This window comes from Elioraea tepidiphila DSM 17972 (genome assembly GCF_000378465.1).
GTDB classification, from domain to species: Bacteria; Pseudomonadota; Alphaproteobacteria; order Acetobacterales; family Acetobacteraceae; genus Elioraea; species Elioraea tepidiphila.
Genome location: NZ_KB899914.1, coordinates 132,150 through 150,955 on the forward strand (window position 1 = coordinate 132,150; position 18,806 = coordinate 150,955).

An 18,806-nucleotide genomic window follows, 5' to 3' on the forward strand; every position below is an offset into this window, starting at 1 on the left:
GCCGGTAGGCCGGCGGACAGTTCCGCCTGCGCGACGGGCGCCCGGCGGTGCCCCGCGGCCCCCCTGCTCGAGCCTGGAGGACCAGCATGTCCGGCGGCGCCAACAAGGACTTCCTCGCCAACCCCGTGGGGTGGATGCGCAACAACCTGCTGATCATCGACATCCAGACCGGCGGAACGGACACCAGCGCCGCCGATCGCGGCTACATCCTGAAGTACGACCAGGGCGCGCTGGTGACCTGCAACATCGACCGCGACCCCTCGCGCACCGCGCAGGTGACGGGCGGCGGCACGCGACAGGTGTACCGGGTGAAGGAGGCGACGGGGACGGCGCACAGATACGCGCACCGGTTCCAGGCCTACTACCTGCCGTTCTTCTCGAACGCGTTCCGCACCATGCGGCTCGACCCCGCGTTGTTCCCACCGGGCGCGGATTTCTTCTTCACCGACACGGTGAACGGCTGTTCCTTCGCCGCCGGGCCCGGGCAGAACCCGAAGGTGGGGCATTTCAACCGCACGGTCGGCGGCGTCGATCCCGGCGCGGCGATCGACCAGGCAACGATGAACAACGACATCGCCGCCGAGTTCGGCATGGGGACGGACGTGAAGCTGACGAAGGCGAGCTACAAGCCGATCGCCACCTGCTACGCCACCGTGTTCGGGATCAGGAACAACGCCGGGTGGGATTTCTACTGGCAGGGCCCGCGCGAGTGGGTGGGCATGAAGAACGGCGAGAAGGAGTTCAAGGTGCCGGTGAACATGCTGCACCAGTGCGACAACAACGGATGACCGTCCGCGCGATGAGCGGCAGGTGGAGGGGGCGGCGCGATGCCTGAGAAGAAGAACCTGCCGACCCAGGACAAGGTCGAGACCGGCAATCCCAACTTCGATGGCACCTTCAACGACCACGTGATGAAGGGCAATTCGCACGGCACGCAGATCAACGGGCTGCACTGCCTGAGTCAGATGATCGCCCAGGGAAAGAACCCCGTGAAGGCAAACGTCGAGACCGATCGGCGCTGCCCGAACGTCTACAAGGCCGACGTGACGATCGGCAGCGCGACCAAGACGGGCACGTTCTTCCCCGACACCTGGTCGATCGACCAGGTGCGAACGGCGGTGACCTTGGCGTGGCGCGACTGGAAGACCTTCGGCACCGGCCCGTCCTCCAGCATCTACAAGGGTCTGAAGGACAAGTACGGGCTGAGCTGGGCTGGGCTGGCAACGATCCGCGCGCCCAACGGGAGGGATCAGAAGATCTGGATCGGTGCGCGCGGTGCGGGCGAGGGAGACAAGCCGATCATCACGGCCTTCCCGGCTGTGAACAACACGTTCTTCTGAGGCGCGGGCGTTGCCCCGCTGCCGCGGTCGGGCAGCGGGGCGGGAGGCGGTGGGCGGGCCGGATCGCGTCCGGCCCGCGTCGCGTCAGCGCTGGCGGCGCGGGTAGTCGAACGGCGGCACGCTGCGGAGCTGTTCCGCGGTCAGGTTCGTCTCGACCCGGACCTCGGTGGGCGACATCGGCCGGAGCCGGAAATAGGCCGGGTTCACGGCGATGTGCCGCTCGCCCGCGCCGGCGCTGCCATGGGAAAGGATCAGCGCGACGATCTGCCCGCGCTCGGACACGACGATGTCCTCGACATCGGCGATCTTCCGCCCCTCGCCCAGGTTGTACACGTCAGCGCCATGCAGCCGGCTGACGAGATAGGTGGTCTCCAGCTGCTGGTCCGACGGGGCGGTGACCGAGGATGTGGTGGAGCCGGGCGTTCCCTGGGCGTGGGCGAGGCCGACGCCGCCCGCGACCGTGAGCAGGGTCGCCGCGGCGTAGCGCAGCGTCGTGTGGGCACGTGCCATGGGATGGTCCTCCTTGCGAAGCTGATGGGCCATACGGTGCCAACCGGCGAGGAGCGCGGAGGTTTCCTCATTGTCGCGTGAGCGGGGGATGGAAATGGGTACCAAGCGGGACGCGATGCTGTGAGAGCCAGACCGCGGTCCCGACGCGATAGGTGGTACAGCAGCCGGCCGGCTTTGTGCGCCGGAGCCTCATCCGGCAAGCTGGAGTGGGTCTTCGCCGTGGTGCGCGCAGCCGAGGCGGTGCGTCATCCGGTGCGTGGATCGAGCCTGAGCTCATCGGTGGTACGAGCCCCAACGGCGCACGAAGCATTGACGACGCTAACGAGATCGCCGCTCTTCAACGAGGCGGGTCGCCAAGATCAAGCGCGCGCCAAAGGCCGAGCGGACGGCGCTAGCGACTGTTCCGGATGTGTCCAATAAACTCCCACCGCTTGCCGGCCCGCTCGAAAGGCCGGCCGATCCGGAACTCAGGATCAGCCATCCTGCCATCCGTGACTACGACAGCGCCGTGACAGAGCCGCGTCGCCAACATCGGCAGGAGCCGCTCGCCGCTGTCGCGGTGTCCGGCATGGCCGTCGTCAGATCCCAGGAAAACGAGGTTGGACCCACCCTCGGAACCGCCGTCGTTGATGTGAAGGAATGCGGAGATCGACTTGGGCGCGAACTGCTGCTCCAGCACGTCCTGGGCCAGATCGCGCCGAAGCTCGACCATGACCTCCGACCCATCGCGCCTGCGCCAGATTTCGATGGCCGAGAACGGTTGGATTGGATCTGCCGTGTACCACGTCCGCTTCTCCGGCTGCCTGTCATCCCGTCCCGTCACCCGCGAAATGAGGGTCCATTCCGCGGGGACGCCTCCGCATGCGCTCGTGCGGTGCTTGTGATAGTTCACATCACAGAACGTAAACCGGTCGACACGGTCGCCGAAAAGACGGAACGCGATGGGCAGGTCCCGGCCCGAACCAGGCCCATAGTACCGTCCAGGAGCGACCTCGAGACCGGAGATGTCGTCGTCGAACAGGCTTGTGCTCATCGCGCTAGAAGACCCATGGCCTGAGTCACGTCTTTCACAAAGGCATCACAGGTCCTGTGCGGTCGGGTGGCTCTCTCCTTCAGTTGCTTACCGACGTTGTCCCAATGGTCGGTCTGGGTTTTTTGGTTACGATACTTCTGGAATCGATCGAAAACGAATCGAAGGAGGTGCTCCCAAACGATCTGCGTTACACGGGGATATTTTTGTTGCAGCAAATCATCAATGTGATTGCCGATCGCAATCAGCCGAATCCGGAGTCTGTTGCCGTCATCATAAAGGCCGGTTTCATAGATCTGCTTCGCTGCACACCGAATCTTTGCGGGGGGCAAGCACCCGATGGCAGCAAGAACACGGTGGACGTTCTCGCCGGAGGGGTTCGTCCACGGCCCGTTCAGCGCACATCGGCTCCTCTTGACCTCGGCAATGACCACGTCGATCCGATCACTGGACAGGGACAGGCCGCCACTGTCGTCTTGCATGATGTCATCCGGCGTGTCGTAGAGGCGTTCCTTTCGGTAGGGAAAACGGACGGCCAAAAGGTCAGCGTCTGTACGTGCGGCGCCGCGCCGAACCGGATGGATGTAGAAGTTCTCGATCTGAAGGAATCCGTTGAGACGCAGGTACCAGTAGGCCACCTTTTCGCAGCTCAACTGGCAGCTCTCGGAACCGCCCGGTGACACCATGGAACCATCCGTGCTCGCGCCGTCGAAGGAGGTAGCGACCGGATCGACGTTCGCTCACCCCATATTCACCATGATCGTCTTCTTGTGCATGAAGTGCTCCAGCATCGCCTCCAGCGACGCCTCCTTGCCGAGGCCCGAGCTCTTGATCCCGCCGTAGCTCAGGTTCGCCTGCACCACCAGGTTCTGGTTGATCTGCACCAGCCCAGCCTCCAGCGCGTGCGCCATGCGCAGCCCGACGCGCAGATTGTTGGTCCAGACGCTCGCGGCCAGCCCGTACTCGCTGTCATTCGCCTCCGCCAGCACCGCCTGCCAGTCGTTGAACGGGAACAGCACCGTGACGGGGCCGAAGATCTCCTCGCGCACCAGCCGGCTCTCGCGCGTCAGCCCCGAGAAGATGTGCGGCTGGATGAACAGCCCCTTCTTCAGCGCCGGGTCGGTGGGCATGCGCGAGCACGCGCGCGCGACCGCGCCCTTGGTCGCCTTCCCCTCCTCGATGAAGCCCTGCACCTTCTCGAACTGGCCCTGGCTGATGATCGTGCCGATGTCGGTCTTCTCGTCCAGCGGATCGCCCATCACCATCGCGTCCACCTTGGCCGCGAGCCTCTCGGCGAAGGCGTCGAAGATCGTCTCGTGCACGTAGATGCGCGACGCCGCGGTGCAGCTCTGCCCCTGGCGGGTGAAGCGCATCGAGGTGATGGCGCCCGTAACGGTCGTTTCCAGATCGGCATCGTCGAACACGATCATCGGGCTCTTGCCGCCGAGCTCCAGCGTCACCGGCACGATCTTCCTCGCCGCCGCCTGGCCGACGATCCGCCCCACCTCCACCGAGCCGGTGAAGGTCACCTTGCGCACCTTCGGGTGCTCCACCAGCGGCGCGCCGCACTCGGGCCCGAAGCCCGAGAGGATGTTGAACAGCCCCGGCGGCAGCACGCGGTTCAGGATCTCGCAGATGCGCAGCACCGCGAGCGGCGCCTCCTCGGCCGACTTCACCACCACCGCGTTGCCGGCCACCAGCGCGGGCGCAACCTTCAGCGCCATCAGCAGCATCGGCACGTTCCAGGGAATGATCGCGCCGACCACGCCGAGCGGCTCGCGCACGGTCACACTCAGCACGTCGGGGTGGAAGGGCACGGTCTCGCCCTTCAGCTCGGAGCCGAGGCCGCCATAGAAGGCGAAGATGTCGGCGACCACGTTCGCCTCGACCCGGCTCTCGGTGCGCAGCGCCTTGCCGGTCTCGAGCGCGATCAGCCGGCCGAGCTCCTCGACATGCTCTGTCAGGACGCGCGCGCATTCGCCCACCAGCGCGCCGCGCTTGCGGGCGGGCACGCGCGCCCACTCCTTCTGCGCCTTGGCCGCGACCTCGACCGCAGTCGCCACGTCCGCCGCATCGCCGAGCGCGGCCTCGGCCACCTGCTCGCCGGTGGCGGGGTTGACGATCGGGAAGGTGTTGCCCGAGGCGGCCGGCACGAAGCGGCCGCCGATGAAGTGGTGGCCCGAGAGCGCGCGGGCGAGCGCCTTCTCGTCGAGCGTGGGCGCGGACGGCGTGCGGCCGGGAATGGCGGTGTCGGGCATGGGGCGTCTCCTCGGTCGATGGACCGGCTGTCGCCCCGAGGAATAGACCCGGCGGCCGGGCTTGGGAACCTCCGCCCGGTTCAGCGCCGCTCGATCGTCACCCCGGTCTCGGCGACCACGCGGCGCCAGCGCGCGATCTCGGTGCTGATGTGCCGCGCGGCGCTCTCGGGCGTCGAATCCGTCACCGGCTCGGTGCCGATCGCGCGCAGCCGCTCGGCGAGCTCGGGCTCGGCGAGCGCGGCGTTGAAGGCGGCGTTCAGCCGCGCGAGCACGGGCGCGGGCGTGCCGGCCGGGGCGGCGGCGAGGATCCAGGTCTCGGCATCGAAGCCGGGCACGAGATCAGCGAGCGGCGGAAGCTCAGCCACCGGCCCCGAGGCGCGGGCGGAGGCGCGGGCGAGCGCCTTCAGCCGCCCGTCGGCGATGGCGCCCGCGACCGTCGGGATGGACTCGATCATGTAGGTCACCTCGCCGCCCATCAGCGCGACCATGGCCGGCCCGCCGCCGCGATAGGGCACGTGCTCGACCTGAAGCCCGAGCGCGGTGCGGAACCACTCGCCGGCAAGATGCGGCATCGAGCCCACGCCCGCCGAGGCGTAGTTGTGCTTGCCCGGCTCGCCACGGAGCTTCGCCACCAGCGCGGTCATGTCGGCGAAGCCGGCATCGGCGCGCACCACCAGCACGAAGCCCGTCACGCCCAGCAGCGCGACCGCGGCGAAGTCGCGCTCGGCGTCGTAGGGCAGGTCGGGGAACACGGCCGGGTTCACCCCGTGGGTGGAGGCGACCGCGATCAGCAGCGTCGATCCGTCGGGGGTCGCGCGGCGCACTTGATCTGCCGCAGTGGCGCCACCGGCGCCGGGGCGGTTCTCCACCACCACGCTCTGGCCGAGATGGTGCGCGAGCCGCGGCGCGATCAGCCGCGCGCCGACATCGGTGCTGCCGCCCGGCGCGAACGGCACGACGAGCGTCAGCGCGCGTCCCGCCGGCTGGGCCATGAGTGGCGTCGGCGCCAGCGCGAGCCCGGCGAACAGGTGGCGGCGTGCGAGCATGGGCGGTTCCCTCCGTCTTCGTCTCCGCGCAGCAGAGCCCCGCGGCCACCGCGCGTCAAACGACGGTCCTGCGACACCGCGCCGAGACGTCAGCCTGGCGTCCGTGCCGCGTAGGCCTGGTAGCCCAGATAGGCGACGCGGCCGCCCTCGGCCACGGTCACCACCACCCCCAGCACCTCGCGCCAGGGCCTGATCTGCGGCCAGACCTGTTCGAGCGCCTTGGCTGTGCTGCTGACCACCTTGGCGCCGGCGAGCGTGCGGTCGAACACAGGCTTCGACGGGTCCAGCAGCTTCGGCACGTTCTCGCGCGCGGCCAGCACGAAGGAGAGGCCGGAGAACACACCGGGCCCCAGCTCCTCCTTCAGCGCATCCTCCATCCGGCCGAGGGCGAAGCGCAGCGACATGTCGTCCGCGCCACGCGGGAGGGCGGCGCTGGCGAGGCCCGGGGCGAGCTTCAGCGTCAGCGGCGACGGCACGCCAAGCTGCGACATGGCGAAGCCGCGCGCGGCCTTGACGAACGCATCGTGCTCCTTGTCGGCCGGCGCCGGCGTCAGCCCGAGCGCGGGGGCGAGCGCGGCGTCCACCACCAGCTTGCGCTGCGGATCGCGCATGGCGGGGGCGAGGCGGCGCGCGACATGCGGCTTCACGGCCTGGATGATCATCTCCCCCTCCTCTTGCCCGCCGGGCCCGCCTCCGATACCCCGAGGCCTGATCGAGGACCGATGCTGCCAGAGCCTGGCGGCGGTGCACAGGATGTCATGATGACCGCAGAACCTTCCGGACCCCTCAAGGGCCTGCGCGTGTTCGACCTCACCCGCGTGCTGGCAGGGCCCACCTGCACGCAGATGCTGGGCGACCTGGGGGCAGAGGTGATCAAGATCGAGCACCCCTCGCGCGGCGACGACACGCGCGGCTTCGCGCCCCCCTTCCTGCCGGGGCGTGACGGCCAGCCCACCAAGGAGAGCGCCTATTTCGCCGGCGTGAACCGCAACAAGTTCTCGGTCACGCTCGACATCGCGCGCCCCGAGGGCCAGGAGATCGCGCGCAAGCTCATCGCCCAGTGCGACATCCTGGTGGAGAACTTCAAGCCCGGCGGGCTCGCGAAATACGGGCTCGACTACGCCTCGCTGAAGGAGGCGTTCCCCGGGCTGATCTACTGCTCGATCACCGGCTTCGGCCAGACCGGCCCCTACGCGCCGCGGCCGGGCTACGACTCGCTGATCCAGGCCATGGGCGGCGTCATGAGCCTCACCGGCGAACCCGACGGGCTGCCGCAGAAGGTCGGCATTCCGGTCGCCGACCTGTTCGCCGGGCTCTACGGCACGATCGGGATTCTCGCGGCCCTGCGCCACAAGGAGGCGACCGGGCAGGGCCAGCACATCGACATCGGCATGCTGGACACGCACGTCGCCTGGCTCGCCAACCAGGGCATGAACTACCTCGCGACGGGCGAGAACCCGCCGCGGCTCGGCAACCAGCACCCGAACATCGTGCCCTACCAAGTGTTCGCCACGGCCGACGGCGCGATCGTCCTGAGCGTCGGCAACGACGCCACTTTCGAGCGGTTCTGCAAGGCGTTCGGGCTCGAGCACCTGCTCGCCGATGAGCGTTTCGCCACCAACGCCAAGCGCGTCGAGAACCGCGCGCTGGTCACCGACACACTCACGCCGGTGATGAAGTCGCGCACCACCAACGAGTGGATCGCCAGACTGGAAGAGCTGAAGATCGGTTGCGGCCCGATCAACAAGCTCTCCGAGGTGTTCGCCGATCCGCACGTGAAGGCGCGCGGCATGGTGATCGAAATGCCGCACGCGGCCGCCGGCGGTCCGGTGAAGCTGATCGCCAACCCGGTGAAACTGTCCGAGACCCCGCCCGACTACCGCATCGCCCCGCCGCTGCTCGGCGCGCACACCGACGAGGTGCTCGGCCGCGCGCTCGGGCTCGATGGGGCCGCGATCGCGGCGCTGCGCGAGAAGGGCGTGGTGTGAGCCCGCGCGAGGGCCGCCTGCGCTGGCTCTCGCCGGTCGGATTCCACCGGCTCGCCTGGACCGAATGGGGACCGGCGGACGGCGCGCCGGTCGTCTGTGTGCACGGGCTGACGCGCACGGGCCGCGACTTCGACTTCCTCGCCGCCGCACTGGCCGAGCGCGGCCGGCGCGTGCTCTGCCCCGACATGCCGGGGCGCGGCGCGTCGGACGGCCTGCCCGACCCGTCGCTTTATCGTAACGACATCTATGCCGGCGCCTGCGCGCATCTGCTGGCGACGTTCGGCGACCGGCGGATCGACTGGGTCGGCACCTCGATGGGCGGGATCATCGGCATGATCGTCGCGGCGATGCCGAACGCCCCGATCCGCCGGCTGGTGATCAACGATGTCGGCCCGTCCATTCCGGCGGCAGCGCTCGCGCGCATCGGCGAGTATCTGGGTCGCGTCTGGAGCTTCCCCGATCTCGCCGCGGCGGAGGCGCACACGCGCAAGGCCTATGCGCCGTTCGGCGCGTTGACGGACGCGCAATGGCGGCACCTGACCGAGACCTCGGTGCGGCCGCTGGCTGGCGGCGGGTTCCGCCTGCACTACGATCCGGCGATCGCCGAGCCGTTCCGCACGGCGCCGCAGGACATTGAGTTCTGGCCGGTCTGGGAGCGCATCGCGGCGCCGACGCTGGTGCTGCGCGGCGAGGCGTCCGACCTGCTGCTGCCCGAGACGGCCGCGCGCATGGCCGCAAAGCCCGGCGTGCGGGTCCAGACGGTCCCTGGGTGCGGCCACGCCCCCGCACTGCTGGATGCGGTGCAGATCGGGCTGGTTACGGACTTCCTCACGGAGCCGGCATGATCACACCCGTCTGGTGCCGCCTCATGGCGGCCTACAACAGCGAGATGAACCGGCGCATCTACGCCGCCGCGGCAGAGATCCCGGACGAGGCGCGCAAGCGTGACGGCGGTGCCTTCTTCGGCTCGCTGCACGGCACGCTGAACCATCTGCTCTGGGCCGACCGGATGTGGATGAGCCGCCTCGCCGGCTGGGATCGCCCCTCCGGCGGCATTCCGGGCAGCACGTCGCTGATCGGTGATTTCGACGAACTGCGCGCGGCGCGCTTCGCCGCGGACGAACGGATCGAGGCCTGGGCGGCGGGGATCACGCCCGACTGGCTCGCCGGCGAGCTCACCTGGTTCAGCGGCGCCACACAGCGCGAACGGCGCGAGAAGCGCTGGATTCTGCTGGTGCATGTGTTCAACCACCAGACGCATCATCGTGGTCAGGCGCACTGCCTGATCACGCAGAACGGCGTCACGCCGGCCGACACCGATCTGCCCTTCATCCTGGACCTGAAGGCGCTCGACCTCACCTGACGGGCATGACCGTCGACGAGCCCGCCCCGTTCCGGCCGCGCCCGCCCTGGCTTACGGGCGACCTGCAGACCATCCGCAACACCATCCGTCGCGACGCGCCCGATCCCGGTCCGTTCGCGCGGCTCTGGCTCGACCTGCCGGACGGCGATGCGCTCGCCGCCGCGTGGCACGCGAGCGACGGCACATGGCCAACCGTGGTGCTGATCCATGGGCTGACGGGCAGTGAGGACAGCCAGTACATGCGTCGCTCCGCCGTGTTCTGGCGCGCGCGCGGCCATGGTGTGCTGCGGCTCAATCTGCGCGGATCGGCGCCATCGCTCGCGCGCAGCACGCGCCCCTACAATGCCGCCGCCGGCATGGACATCGTGCACGCGCTGCGCGCCCTGCCCGATGAGGTCCTTCGCCCCGGCCTTGTGGGCATCGGCGTGTCGCTCGGCGGCACGCAGCTTCTCAACGCGCTCGCCCGTGACGAGGCGCGGGCCCTGCCGATCCACGCCGCGGCCACCATCTGTGCGCCGGTGCTGCTCGCCGCAGTGGCGCGCCGGATCATGGCGCCGCGCAACCTCCTCTATCATCGCTGGCTGCTCGGTCAGATGAAGCGCGAGGCCGAGGCGCTCGCGCCGCATCTGCCGGCGAGGCCGCTTGCTGCGGCGCGGTCGGCACGCAGCGTGTACGACTTCGACGACGGCTATGTCGCGCCGCTCGGCGGCTTCGCCGGCGCCGACGACTACTATGCGCGCGCGAGCCTGCCGCAGCATCTCGACGGCATCGGCGTGGCGACGCTGTGCGTCGCGGCTGTCGACGACCCCTGGGTCCCCGCCGAGACCTATCGCGCGATCGACTGGCGCGTGAACCGGCGCGTCACTCCGCTGATCGCGCCGGGCGGTGGGCATGTGGGCTTCCACGACCGCGATCGCGATGGCACCTGGGCCGACCGCATGATCGCCTCCTTCGTTCAGCGCGTCATCCCCGCGAGCACGTCGGTCGCGGCGCGCCACTGACGTCCGTCACCCGTGCCATCCTCGAGGTCCCAGGCCATCTTGAGCACGCCCACGACGACCCCCCACGCGGCGATGCGCACGCGCTCCTCGCCGAGCCGTTCCGCCAGCAGCGCGACTCGCCGCTCCTGGATCGCACGGAGATCGCGCTGATGGGGCAGCCACGAGACGGGATTGGTGAGCAGCGTGCCCGCGTCGAAGGCCGGCTCGCCGGTCGCGCCGAACGGGTCGATCGAGCGCCAATCGTCGCCGTGGCGCAGCACGTTGAGATGGTGCAGGTCGCCGTGCAGCAGCATCGATGCCCGCGCTGAAGCGTTGAGGTCGCGATACAGCCCCAGCGCGCGGTTACGTAACGCAACATCGAGACGCGGATCGCGGCAGGCCTCGATCGCACGGATCCAGCCATGCGCGTTCGCGAACACCGCATCCGCCGCCGCGGGGCGATGCAGCCGCAGCATCAGCCCGGCGAGTATCTCGGTCGCCGCGTCGTCGCGGCCGTCCGCGCAGAGCGCCGTCAGAGGCGTGCCCGGCGCGAGCCGCTCCACCAGCAATGCCCCGCGCGCAGCCTCGAAGCGCAGCAGCCGCGCCGCGCCCTCACCGTTCCATGCCGCCAGCGCAGCGGCCTGCGCCTCCACCCCCTGCCCCGGCTTCTCCAGCTTGAGCACCGCCTCCGTGCCGTCGGCAAGCCTCGCCGCATGCACAAGCCCCTGGGTCGATCCCGGCAGCACCGCCCCCAGCGTGAGCCGCCAGTCGCGCGCGAGCTCCACCGCCCGCGCGGGCAGCGCGTCGCGCCACTCTTGCGGTCCGGGCGCACTGCGGCGAGGCTCCGCCCCGTTCATGGAGGTGAGCGATGACGAAGTCGATCGGCAGCCGCGCCGATTACCGCTGGTTCCTGACCATCCCGACGCGCTGGATGGACAATGACGTGTTCGCGCATGTCAACAACGTGGTGTACTATTCCTGGTTCGATACCACCGTGGCGCGCTTCCTGATCGACACGCTCCGCGTCAATCCGCTCGAGAGCGAGATTGTCGGCTTCGTGGTCGAGACGCAGTGCCGCTACTTCGCGCCGACCGCCTTCCCCGACCTGATCACCGGCGGGCTGCGCGTGGCGCGCATCGGCACCACCTCCGTGCGCTACGAGCTCGGCATCTTCCGCAACGACGAGGATCGCGCCTCGGCCGAAGGACATTTCGTGCACGCCTATGTCGTGAAGGCGACCGGCAAATCGACGCCCGTGCCGGACTCGATGCGCGAGGCCCTCTCCCGCTACACGCGCTAGGCTCGGTTCGCCGCCTCGAACATCGCCTTGGTGCGCTCGGCGTCGTAGGGGCCTTCGCGCAGCGTCTCGGGGTCCCACTCGCTGCGGCCGGGGCGGAAGAAATCCCCGCCATAGACATGCAGCGCCCCGGTCAGCCGCGGGATCGGGTTGGTGACGCTGTGGATGATGTCCTTGCCGAGCGGCGCGGCCTCGCCGGCCGAGAGCGCCTTCGCCCCGGCCGCCTCGATTCGGGACGGCAATCCTGGCTCGTCGATGCGGCGCCAGAAGATGTTGTCCTCGCGGCCCGTATAGAGCCCGATCACCGCCCACATGCCGTGATTGTGCGGCATCAAGGTCATGTGCGGCCCCCAGACGAGGTTGAGGATCGTCAGCTCGTCCGAGCGGTAGAGCGTGTTCAGCCCCGCGCGGGTGGGCTCGCCGAGCGCGCGCAGCACCGCGCCAGGCTCGGCGACCGCGCGCGCCACTAGCTCGCGCACGGCGGGCTGACCCTGTGTCACGGCGGCGCGACACTCCTCGATGAAGCGGTCGAGGTCGAACATGGGGCGTCTCCATCGGCTATCCTGTCGGGGCGCAGTCTACGCCCCGGCCGCGCGCGGCCCAAATCGCGGAGCGACGCCATGACCATCCCGCAGCCGATCATCGACCTCTACGACCGGTTCACCCACGGGGGCATGGACCGACGCACCTTCCTCGACCGGCTGGCCACACTCGCCGGCGGGGCGCCGGCGGCGGCCGCGCTGCTGCCGCTGCTGGCGGCCGACCCGACCAAGGCGGCGATCGTGCCGCCCGACGATCCCCGGCTAACGACGGGCCGCGTCACCTGGGCCGGCCCGGACGGCGAGCTCGCCGGCTATCTCGCCCGTCCGCGCGAGTCCGGACGGCTGCCCGCGGTGATCGTCATCCACGAGAACCGCGGCCTCAACCCGCATATCGAGGACGTCACACGGCGCATGGCGCTGGAGGGGTTCCTCGCCTTAGGCGTGGACATGCTGAGCCGCGACGGCGGCACGCCTTCGGACGAGGATCTCGCCCGCACCATGATCGGCCGGCTCGACCGCGCGCAGACCGTGGCGCGGCTCGCGAGCGCGATCCCGTTCCTGGCGGCGCATCCGAACGGCAACGGCCGCGTCGGCGCGATCGGGTTCTGCTGGGGCGGGTTGATGGTGAACGCGCTCGCCGCCGCGGCCCCCGATCTCGCCGCCGGTGTCGCCTATTACGGCCGGCAGATCCCGGCCGAGCAGGTCACGGCGATCCGCGCCGCGCTGCTGCTGCACTACGCCGAACACGATGCGGGGGTGAATGCAGGGATCGAGGCCTACACCGCCGCGCTGCGCGCCGCCGGCAAGCGCTTCGAGGCGCACACCTATCCGGGCACGCAGCACGCCTTCAACAACGACACCTCGGCCGCGCGCTACAACGCCGAGGCGGCCGCGCTCGCGTGGCGGCGCACGGTGGCGTTCCTGCGCGGTCAGCTGGCCGAATAGGGCTCAGGCGCGTCGCGCCAGCGCCTCGCGCACCGCCTGGCTGAGCGCGGCGGGATCGAACGGCTTCTCGATCACCAGCGGCGGCGGATCGAAGGCGGGCCGCGCGCGGCTCCAGGACAGCACGTCACCGGTGAGCACGATCACGGGCGGCCGCAGCGCCGGCGGCCGCTCGGCGAGGCGCGCGAGCAGCCCCGCGCCGTCCATCCCCGGCATGCGCAGATCGGTGATCACCAGGTCGCACGGCCCCTCCTCGAGCCGCAGCAGCCCTTCCATGCCGTCGCGCGCGACCGTCACCTCCAGTCCCTGACGCGTGAGGATCTCCATGAGCACGTCGGTGATGTCGCGCTCGTCATCGACGACCAGCACGCGGCCGCGCACCGACGCCGGCGCGCCAGGCCGAGGCGCCTCCGTCTGAACCGCCTCCGCGGCCTGGGGCAGCCGCACGGTGAAGCGCGCCCCGCCCCCCGGCGCGTCGTCGACCGCGATCGTCCCGCCATGCGACGAGACGATCGCGTGGCAGACCGACAGCCCGATCCCGGTGCCCTCGCCCTGCTGCTTGGTGGTGAAATAGGGCTCGAAGATGCGGCCACGGATGGCCGCCGGCACGCCGGGGCCATTGTCGGCGACCACCACCTCCACCGACCCGCCGGAGACCGCCACCGTCACCGCGATGCGGCGCGGCTTCGGCGCACCGCGCAGCGCGTGCTGCGCGTTCACCAGCAGGTTGAGGAAGAGCTGGTGCAGCGCATCCTCCTCCGCCTCGACCATGGCCGCCGCCGGCACCGGCGCGATCTCGAGCGCGATGTCGTCCGCGCCAAGCCCGTAGGCGAGGATATCCGCGACGGCCGCGAGCACCTTGCCGAGGGCCAGCGGACGCCGCTCGCGCGGCTTGGCGCGCGCGATCGCGAGGAAGGTGCGCACGATTCCGGCGCAGCGCTCGGCCGCCTGGCGCAGCACCCGCACGCCCGTGCCGGCCTGGGGGTCGACGATCTGCTCCTCCAGCAGCATGGCGCGCGCGACGACGACCGAGAGCGGATTGTTCAACTCGTGCGCCACACCGGCGAGCAGGCTGCCCATCGCGGCGAGCTTCTCGTTCTGATGCGCGAGGTCCTTCTGCCGCGCGAGCTCCGCCTCGGCCGCCTTCTCGCGCGTGATGTCGGAGAGCAGGATCAGCATCTCGCCCGCATCGGTGGTGAACGGCGCGATCGCCACCGTGCGTCGATCGGGCAAGGTGACCTCCTCGTCGCCGCGGATGGCATCCTCGCCGCTGACGTCGCCGAACCCGGCGCGCCACGCGGCATAGCGGACGAGCGTGGGGGCAGCGTCGAGCGCGCGCGCGAGGCCCTGGTCGATCGCGGCGAGGCGGCGGTTGCGCAGCACGAGCCGCCCTTCGCGGTCGAACATCAGGAGCGCGTGCGGCATCGACTCGACCGCGTCGCGCAGATGGCGTTCGAGCTCGCCGATGCGCGCATCCGCCTCCACCTGGCGGGTCGCATCGGACCAGATCGCGACCAGCGTGCCATCCTCGCCGACCCGCTCCTCCAGGCTGAGCCAGCCGCCGTCGGCATGGCGCAGCAACAGCGGCAACGATACTGGCAGCGCCGTCGGCAGCGGGCGCGCCGCCACGCGCGCGAGCCGGGCGCGATCCTCCTCCAGCACGGAGTCGCGTTCGATCCGGGCGAGGTGATCGCGGTAGGTCGCGGTGGCGTTGACGAGATCGCCGATTCCCGGAAACAGCTCCTGATAACGCTTGTTGGCGGTGACGAACCGCCCCGCGCCATCGAACACGGCATAGCCGACATCGAGCGAGGCGAGCGCGCGATCGGCCGAGCGGCGCGTGGTGGCGGGCTGTTCCTCGGAGGTGTCGCGCCAGAGCCGCACACGCCCGCCCGCCGGCATCGGCAGCGAGGCGACCTTCAGCCAGCGGCCGCTGCGGAGCTGAAACGTGAACGGCGCGGTCTGGGTGCGGTGCCGCTGCACCGCCGCCTCGACGTGCCGCTCCAGCCGGTCACGCTGGCTCTCGGCCAGGTTGACGCCGAAGAACCGCCGCAGCGTGTCGGCATAGGGCGTGCCGGGTGCGATCGCCTCCCGCTGTTCCGGGAAGAACGCGAGGTAGCTCTCGTTCCAGAGCACGACGCGATCCTCGGTGTCGTAGAGGCAGATCGCGATGCCGAGCTGGTCGAGCGCGGCGGCGAGCGCGGCCGCATCGTCCCGGCAGGCCGCGAGCAGCCGCACGAGCCCGAGGGTCTCGGTCTCGGCCGGTGCGGTCATCGCAGCGACACCGTCATGAGGCCACTTTCGGGCCGTGTGCCGCGGCGGACAAGGGCCGAAACGATCAGAGCAGCCCAAGCTCCGCGAGTTCCCGCCGCATGGCGGCCGGCATCGCCTCGAACCCCTCCTGCGGCTCGGCCATGCCCTGCGGCCGGTCGGGCGGCGCATCGGCGGCGGGCAGGTAGCGCCAGCCCTGGAACGGCTTGGTCGGGCGGAGCTGGACCGGCACGAGCGCAGGATCGAGATGCAGCGCGCAGCAGGGTGAGCCGTCCTCCAGCGTGTCCGGGACGATGTTGACGATGCGCTGGCGCACCTGCACGAAGCCGGCGATCACCCAGTACATCGAGCCGCCGGCGAGGACCTCCTCGGCGCGCTTGGGCGTGGCGCGCGTGCGGTGGCGGAGCGGCGGATGCGTCCTCGCCCGGCGCGCCTGCCACGCGGCGAGGTCGTCGACCGAGGCGCAGCCGACCGCGAGCTTGATCAGATGCAGCATGGCGCGCCGGAGTCTGGCCCCGGCGCGGCGCGGCGCAAGGGGTCAGGCCCCGGCCGGTCGCTCCGGCGCCGGAGCAGCCGCACGCTCGCCCGCCGGGCCCGGCGACTCGGGACGGTCGGCGGCAGTGGACGGCGGCGCGGCCTGGCCCGCCGCCAGCCAGGCGGAGAGCATGGCAGCCCAGAGGGTGGTCATCCGGTGGCCCTGCATGACGGTCACGGTGGGCGCGGACCATGGCGAAGCCGGGGCGAGGGCGGGGTGATCCGGCGCACACAGGATGAACTTGCGGTGATTCCGGGCGACCGTCGCCGCGCCGCATGGCATAGGAGCGCGCCATGCGGACAGCCCTGCGCTGGTCCCGGCGCCTTGCGGTGGCGCTGGTGCTGCTCCTCGTCCTGGTCGCGGTCGCGGTCGCGCTCGCGTTCCGGGTCACCCTGCCGCCGAGTTCGAACAACGCGGCGATCCCGGGCCTATCGGCGCCGGTCGAGATCACGCTCGACGCGCGCGGCATCCCGTGGGTGCGGGCCGGCTCGGCCGAGGATGCCTGGGCGGCGCTCGGCTGGCTGCACGCGCGCGACCGGCTGTTCCAGATGGACGTGATGCGGCGCGGCGCCGCCGGTCGGCTCTCGGCGCTGATCGGCGCGCAGGGGCTCAGGCTCGACCGGTTCTCGCGCCTGCTCGGGCTGGAGGCGAAGGCCGAGCGGGATCTCGCGGACCTGCCGGCGGAGACGCGCGCGGCGCTCGCGGCCTATGCGCGCGGGGTGAACGCCTGGATCGAGCAGCGCGGCATGCGCGCCGCGCCCGAGTACCTGCTGCTCGCCAACCGCCCCGAACCCTGGCGCGAGACCGACTCGCTGCTCTGGGGCAAGGCGATGGCGCTGTTCCTGACCGGCAATATGCGCACCGAGCTGGCGCGGCTCAGGCTGTCCACTGTGCTGCCGCGCGAGCGCATCGATGAGCTTTGGCCGCACGACACGAGCCCGCACCGCCCGATTGCGGCGGCCCCAAGCCTGGCGTCCGAGCACATCGACCGCGTGATCGCCGCGCTGCCGGTGTTCGGCGAGGACGCGCCGCTGCCCTCGACCGCCAGCAACTCCTGGGCCGTGACCGGGCCAGAGAGCGTGACGGGCAACGCGCTGCTCGCCAACGACCCGCATCTCGCGCTGGTGACGCCGACGCAGTGGCATCTCGCGCGGGTCGAGGCGCCGGGGCTGACGCTGGCCGGCGCCTTCGCGCCCGGTGTGCCGTTCCTGATGCTGGGCCACAACGGTCACGTCGCCTGGGGTTTCACCACCACGCACTCGGACACGCAGGACGTGTTCATCGAGCGCCTGGTTGACGAGGATCACTACCTCACGCCCGACGGGCCGCGGCCGTTCGAGACGCGCGAGGAGATCATCGAGGTCCGGTTCGGCGAGCCGGTGCGGCTGCGCGTGCGCGAGACCCGCAACGGCCCCGTGATCTCGGATCTCGACCCCATTCCGGGCACGCCGGAGGGCCACGTGCTGGCGGTGGCGATGGCGATGCTCGCGCCGGGTGATGCGGCCGCGGAGGCGATGCACCGGCTGAACCGCGCGCGCGACTTCGCCGAGGCCGAGGATGCGGCGCGATTGATCGCCGCCCCGCAGCAGAACCTGATGATCGCCGACACCGCGGGCCGGATCGGCATGCTGGTGCCCGGGCGCGTGCCGATCCGGCGCGCCGGCGACGGCTCGTTCCCGGTGCCCGGCTGGGACGGCAGCCATGACTGGATCGGCTTCGCGCCCTACGAGGCCCTGCCGCGCTTCGTCGATCCGCCGACGCATCGGCTGGTGAACGCGAACAACCGGATCGTGCCGGACGATTTCCCCGTGTGGCTCACGCGCGACTGGTGGGGCGATTTCCGCTACCGCCGCATCGTCGCCCGGCTCGATGCGCACAACGCGCCGCATGACGCGGCGAGCCTCGCCGCGATCCAGCTCGACATCGTGAGCGAGGCCGCGCGCGACCTGTTGCCGCGGATGCTGCGCGGCGAGCCCGCCGGCGGGATGGCCGCACGCGCGCACGCGCTGCTCGCGCGCTGGGACGGCACCATGGCCGCCGACCGGCCCGAGCCGCTGATCTACACCGCCTGGATCCGCGCCTTCGGCCGCGCGTTGGCCGAACGCGCCTTCGGGCCCGAGGCGGAGGCGTTCCGCGAGACGGTCGCCGAGTTCCTGCTGTTCGTGCTGACCCGCGGCGGGCACTGGTGCGGCGACGCGAACGATGCCTGCCCCGCCGTGCTCGCACGCGCGCTCGAGGAGGCGGTCGCCGACCTCGCCGCCCGGTACGGACCCGATCCGGCCGCGTGGCGCTGGGGCGAGGCGCATCGCGTGCGCTTCCCACATCTGCTGTTCCAGTTCGTGCCCGGCATCGGCCCCTGGTTCGGCACGGAGCTGCCAACCCCAGGCGACGGCTACACGGTGCTGCGCGCCGGCGTGCGCATGGGCGGGCCGCGCCCGTTCGAGAACGTGCACGGCGCAAGTTTCCGCGGGGTCTACGACCTCGCCGACCTCGACGCCTCGCGCTTCGTGATCGCGCCCGGCCAGTCGGGCCACCCGCTGAGCGCGCATTACCGCGATCTCGCCCCCCTGTGGCTCGCCGGCGGTCACGTGACCCTGTCGCCGCAGCCGGAGACGATCGGCGGCACGATCACGCTCCGCCCGGAGTGATCCGCGGTTGACCGATACGGTCCGGTTCCGCTTCATTGGCAGACCACGCGAGCCGA

The 18,806-nt window shown here is 70.7% G+C and carries 19 protein-coding genes; 9 read left to right on the plus strand and 10 right to left on the minus strand.

The window, feature by feature from the left end; all coding sequences use genetic code 11:
• Nucleotides 1–86: 86 nt before the first annotated feature.
• Both F563_RS0105640 and F563_RS0105645 read left to right on the plus strand, forming a co-directional pair.
• The gene (locus F563_RS0105640) at nucleotides 87–788 is read left to right on the plus strand and encodes a hypothetical protein (RefSeq protein WP_019013677.1); all 702 of its coding nucleotides are present in this window, start codon (nucleotides 87–89) and stop codon (nucleotides 786–788) included.
• A gap of 39 nt (nucleotides 789–827) precedes the next feature.
• Nucleotides 828–1,340, plus strand: coding sequence for an EndoU domain-containing protein (locus tag F563_RS0105645; RefSeq protein ID WP_019013678.1), 513 nt, complete (start codon nucleotides 828–830; stop codon nucleotides 1,338–1,340).
• A gap of 84 nt (nucleotides 1,341–1,424) precedes the next feature.
• On the opposite strand, the gene F563_RS0105650 is transcribed toward F563_RS0105645, so the two are convergent.
• From F563_RS0105650 to F563_RS0105675, 6 genes are all read right to left on the minus strand, one after another.
• The gene (locus tag F563_RS0105650; protein ID WP_162140572.1) at nucleotides 1,425–1,850 is read right to left on the minus strand and encodes a PRC-barrel domain-containing protein; all 426 of its coding nucleotides are present in this window, start codon (nucleotides 1,848–1,850) and stop codon (nucleotides 1,425–1,427) included.
• 391 nt (nucleotides 1,851–2,241) lie between these two features.
• Nucleotides 2,242–2,883 carry a hypothetical protein gene (locus F563_RS0105655; RefSeq protein ID WP_019013680.1) on the minus strand — a complete coding sequence of 214 codons (642 nt, stop codon included), beginning with the start codon at nucleotides 2,881–2,883 and terminating at the stop codon, nucleotides 2,242–2,244.
• On the minus strand, nucleotides 2,880–3,566 hold the full coding sequence (locus tag F563_RS0105660) for a hypothetical protein (RefSeq protein WP_019013681.1): 687 nt from the start codon (nucleotides 3,564–3,566) through the stop codon (nucleotides 2,880–2,882). Before F563_RS0105660 ends, F563_RS0105655 begins: the two co-directional genes overlap by 4 nt.
• Before the next feature lie 54 nt (nucleotides 3,567–3,620).
• Nucleotides 3,621–5,138, minus strand: a complete 1,518-nt coding sequence (locus tag F563_RS0105665; RefSeq protein ID WP_019013682.1) for an aldehyde dehydrogenase family protein — start codon at nucleotides 5,136–5,138, stop codon at nucleotides 3,621–3,623.
• A gap of 80 nt (nucleotides 5,139–5,218) precedes the next feature.
• Nucleotides 5,219–6,184, minus strand: coding sequence for a Bug family tripartite tricarboxylate transporter substrate binding protein (locus tag F563_RS0105670; protein ID WP_019013683.1), 966 nt, complete (start codon nucleotides 6,182–6,184; stop codon nucleotides 5,219–5,221).
• Between the two features lie 89 nt (nucleotides 6,185–6,273).
• On the minus strand, nucleotides 6,274–6,846 hold the full coding sequence (locus F563_RS0105675) for a hypothetical protein (protein WP_019013684.1): 573 nt from the start codon (nucleotides 6,844–6,846) through the stop codon (nucleotides 6,274–6,276).
• Between the two features lie 96 nt (nucleotides 6,847–6,942).
• On the opposite strand from F563_RS0105675, the gene F563_RS0105680 reads away from it, so the two are divergent.
• The 4 genes from F563_RS0105680 to F563_RS21680 are packed head-to-tail and all read left to right on the plus strand — an operon-like array spanning nucleotide 6,943 to nucleotide 10,536.
• A complete protein-coding gene (locus F563_RS0105680) occupies nucleotides 6,943–8,172 on the plus strand; it encodes a CaiB/BaiF CoA transferase family protein (protein ID WP_019013685.1) in 1,230 nt (409 codons plus the stop codon).
• Nucleotides 8,169–9,017 carry an alpha/beta fold hydrolase gene (locus tag F563_RS0105685; RefSeq protein WP_019013686.1) on the plus strand — a complete coding sequence of 283 codons (849 nt, stop codon included), beginning with the start codon at nucleotides 8,169–8,171 and terminating at the stop codon, nucleotides 9,015–9,017. The genes F563_RS0105680 and F563_RS0105685 overlap by 4 nt, the downstream gene beginning before the upstream one ends.
• The gene (locus F563_RS0105690) at nucleotides 9,014–9,535 is read left to right on the plus strand and encodes a DinB family protein (RefSeq protein WP_019013687.1); all 522 of its coding nucleotides are present in this window, start codon (nucleotides 9,014–9,016) and stop codon (nucleotides 9,533–9,535) included. The genes F563_RS0105685 and F563_RS0105690 overlap by 4 nt, the downstream gene beginning before the upstream one ends.
• A 5-nt stretch (nucleotides 9,536–9,540) precedes the next feature.
• Entirely contained in the window at nucleotides 9,541–10,536 is a 996-nt protein-coding gene (locus F563_RS21680; protein WP_019013688.1) for a YheT family hydrolase, read from the plus strand.
• Here the strand turns inward: F563_RS21680 and F563_RS23800 are convergent.
• Nucleotides 10,491–11,372, minus strand: coding sequence for an aminoglycoside phosphotransferase family protein (locus F563_RS23800; RefSeq protein ID WP_019013689.1), 882 nt, complete (start codon nucleotides 11,370–11,372; stop codon nucleotides 10,491–10,493). The two genes, F563_RS21680 and F563_RS23800, sit on opposite strands and share 46 nt — an antisense overlap.
• A gap of 11 nt (nucleotides 11,373–11,383) precedes the next feature.
• On the opposite strand from F563_RS23800, the gene F563_RS0105705 reads away from it, so the two are divergent.
• A complete protein-coding gene (locus F563_RS0105705) occupies nucleotides 11,384–11,815 on the plus strand; it encodes an acyl-CoA thioesterase (protein WP_019013690.1) in 432 nt (143 codons plus the stop codon).
• On the opposite strand, the gene F563_RS0105710 is transcribed toward F563_RS0105705, so the two are convergent.
• The gene (locus F563_RS0105710) at nucleotides 11,812–12,354 is read right to left on the minus strand and encodes a cysteine dioxygenase family protein (RefSeq protein WP_019013691.1); all 543 of its coding nucleotides are present in this window, start codon (nucleotides 12,352–12,354) and stop codon (nucleotides 11,812–11,814) included. The genes F563_RS0105705 and F563_RS0105710 overlap by 4 nt on opposite strands.
• 78 nt (nucleotides 12,355–12,432) lie before the next feature.
• Between F563_RS0105710 and F563_RS0105715 the strand changes: the two genes are divergently transcribed.
• Nucleotides 12,433–13,299, plus strand: coding sequence for a dienelactone hydrolase family protein (locus F563_RS0105715; RefSeq protein ID WP_019013692.1), 867 nt, complete (start codon nucleotides 12,433–12,435; stop codon nucleotides 13,297–13,299).
• A 3-nt stretch (nucleotides 13,300–13,302) separates the two neighbouring features.
• Here the strand turns inward: F563_RS0105715 and F563_RS23805 are convergent, their stop codons facing one another.
• Together F563_RS23805 and F563_RS0105725 are read right to left on the minus strand one after the other, a co-directional pair.
• The gene (locus tag F563_RS23805) at nucleotides 13,303–15,570 is read right to left on the minus strand and encodes a hybrid sensor histidine kinase/response regulator (RefSeq protein WP_019013693.1); all 2,268 of its coding nucleotides are present in this window, start codon (nucleotides 15,568–15,570) and stop codon (nucleotides 13,303–13,305) included.
• Nucleotides 15,571–15,634: 64 nt separating this feature from the next.
• Nucleotides 15,635–16,063, minus strand: a complete 429-nt coding sequence (locus F563_RS0105725; RefSeq protein WP_019013694.1) for a DUF1489 family protein — start codon at nucleotides 16,061–16,063, stop codon at nucleotides 15,635–15,637.
• Nucleotides 16,064–16,395: 332 nt separating this feature from the next.
• Between F563_RS0105725 and F563_RS21695 the strand changes: the two genes are divergently transcribed.
• Nucleotides 16,396–18,750, plus strand: a complete 2,355-nt coding sequence (locus tag F563_RS21695; RefSeq protein ID WP_019013696.1) for a penicillin acylase family protein — start codon at nucleotides 16,396–16,398, stop codon at nucleotides 18,748–18,750.
• Nucleotides 18,751–18,806: the final 56 nt, after the last annotated feature.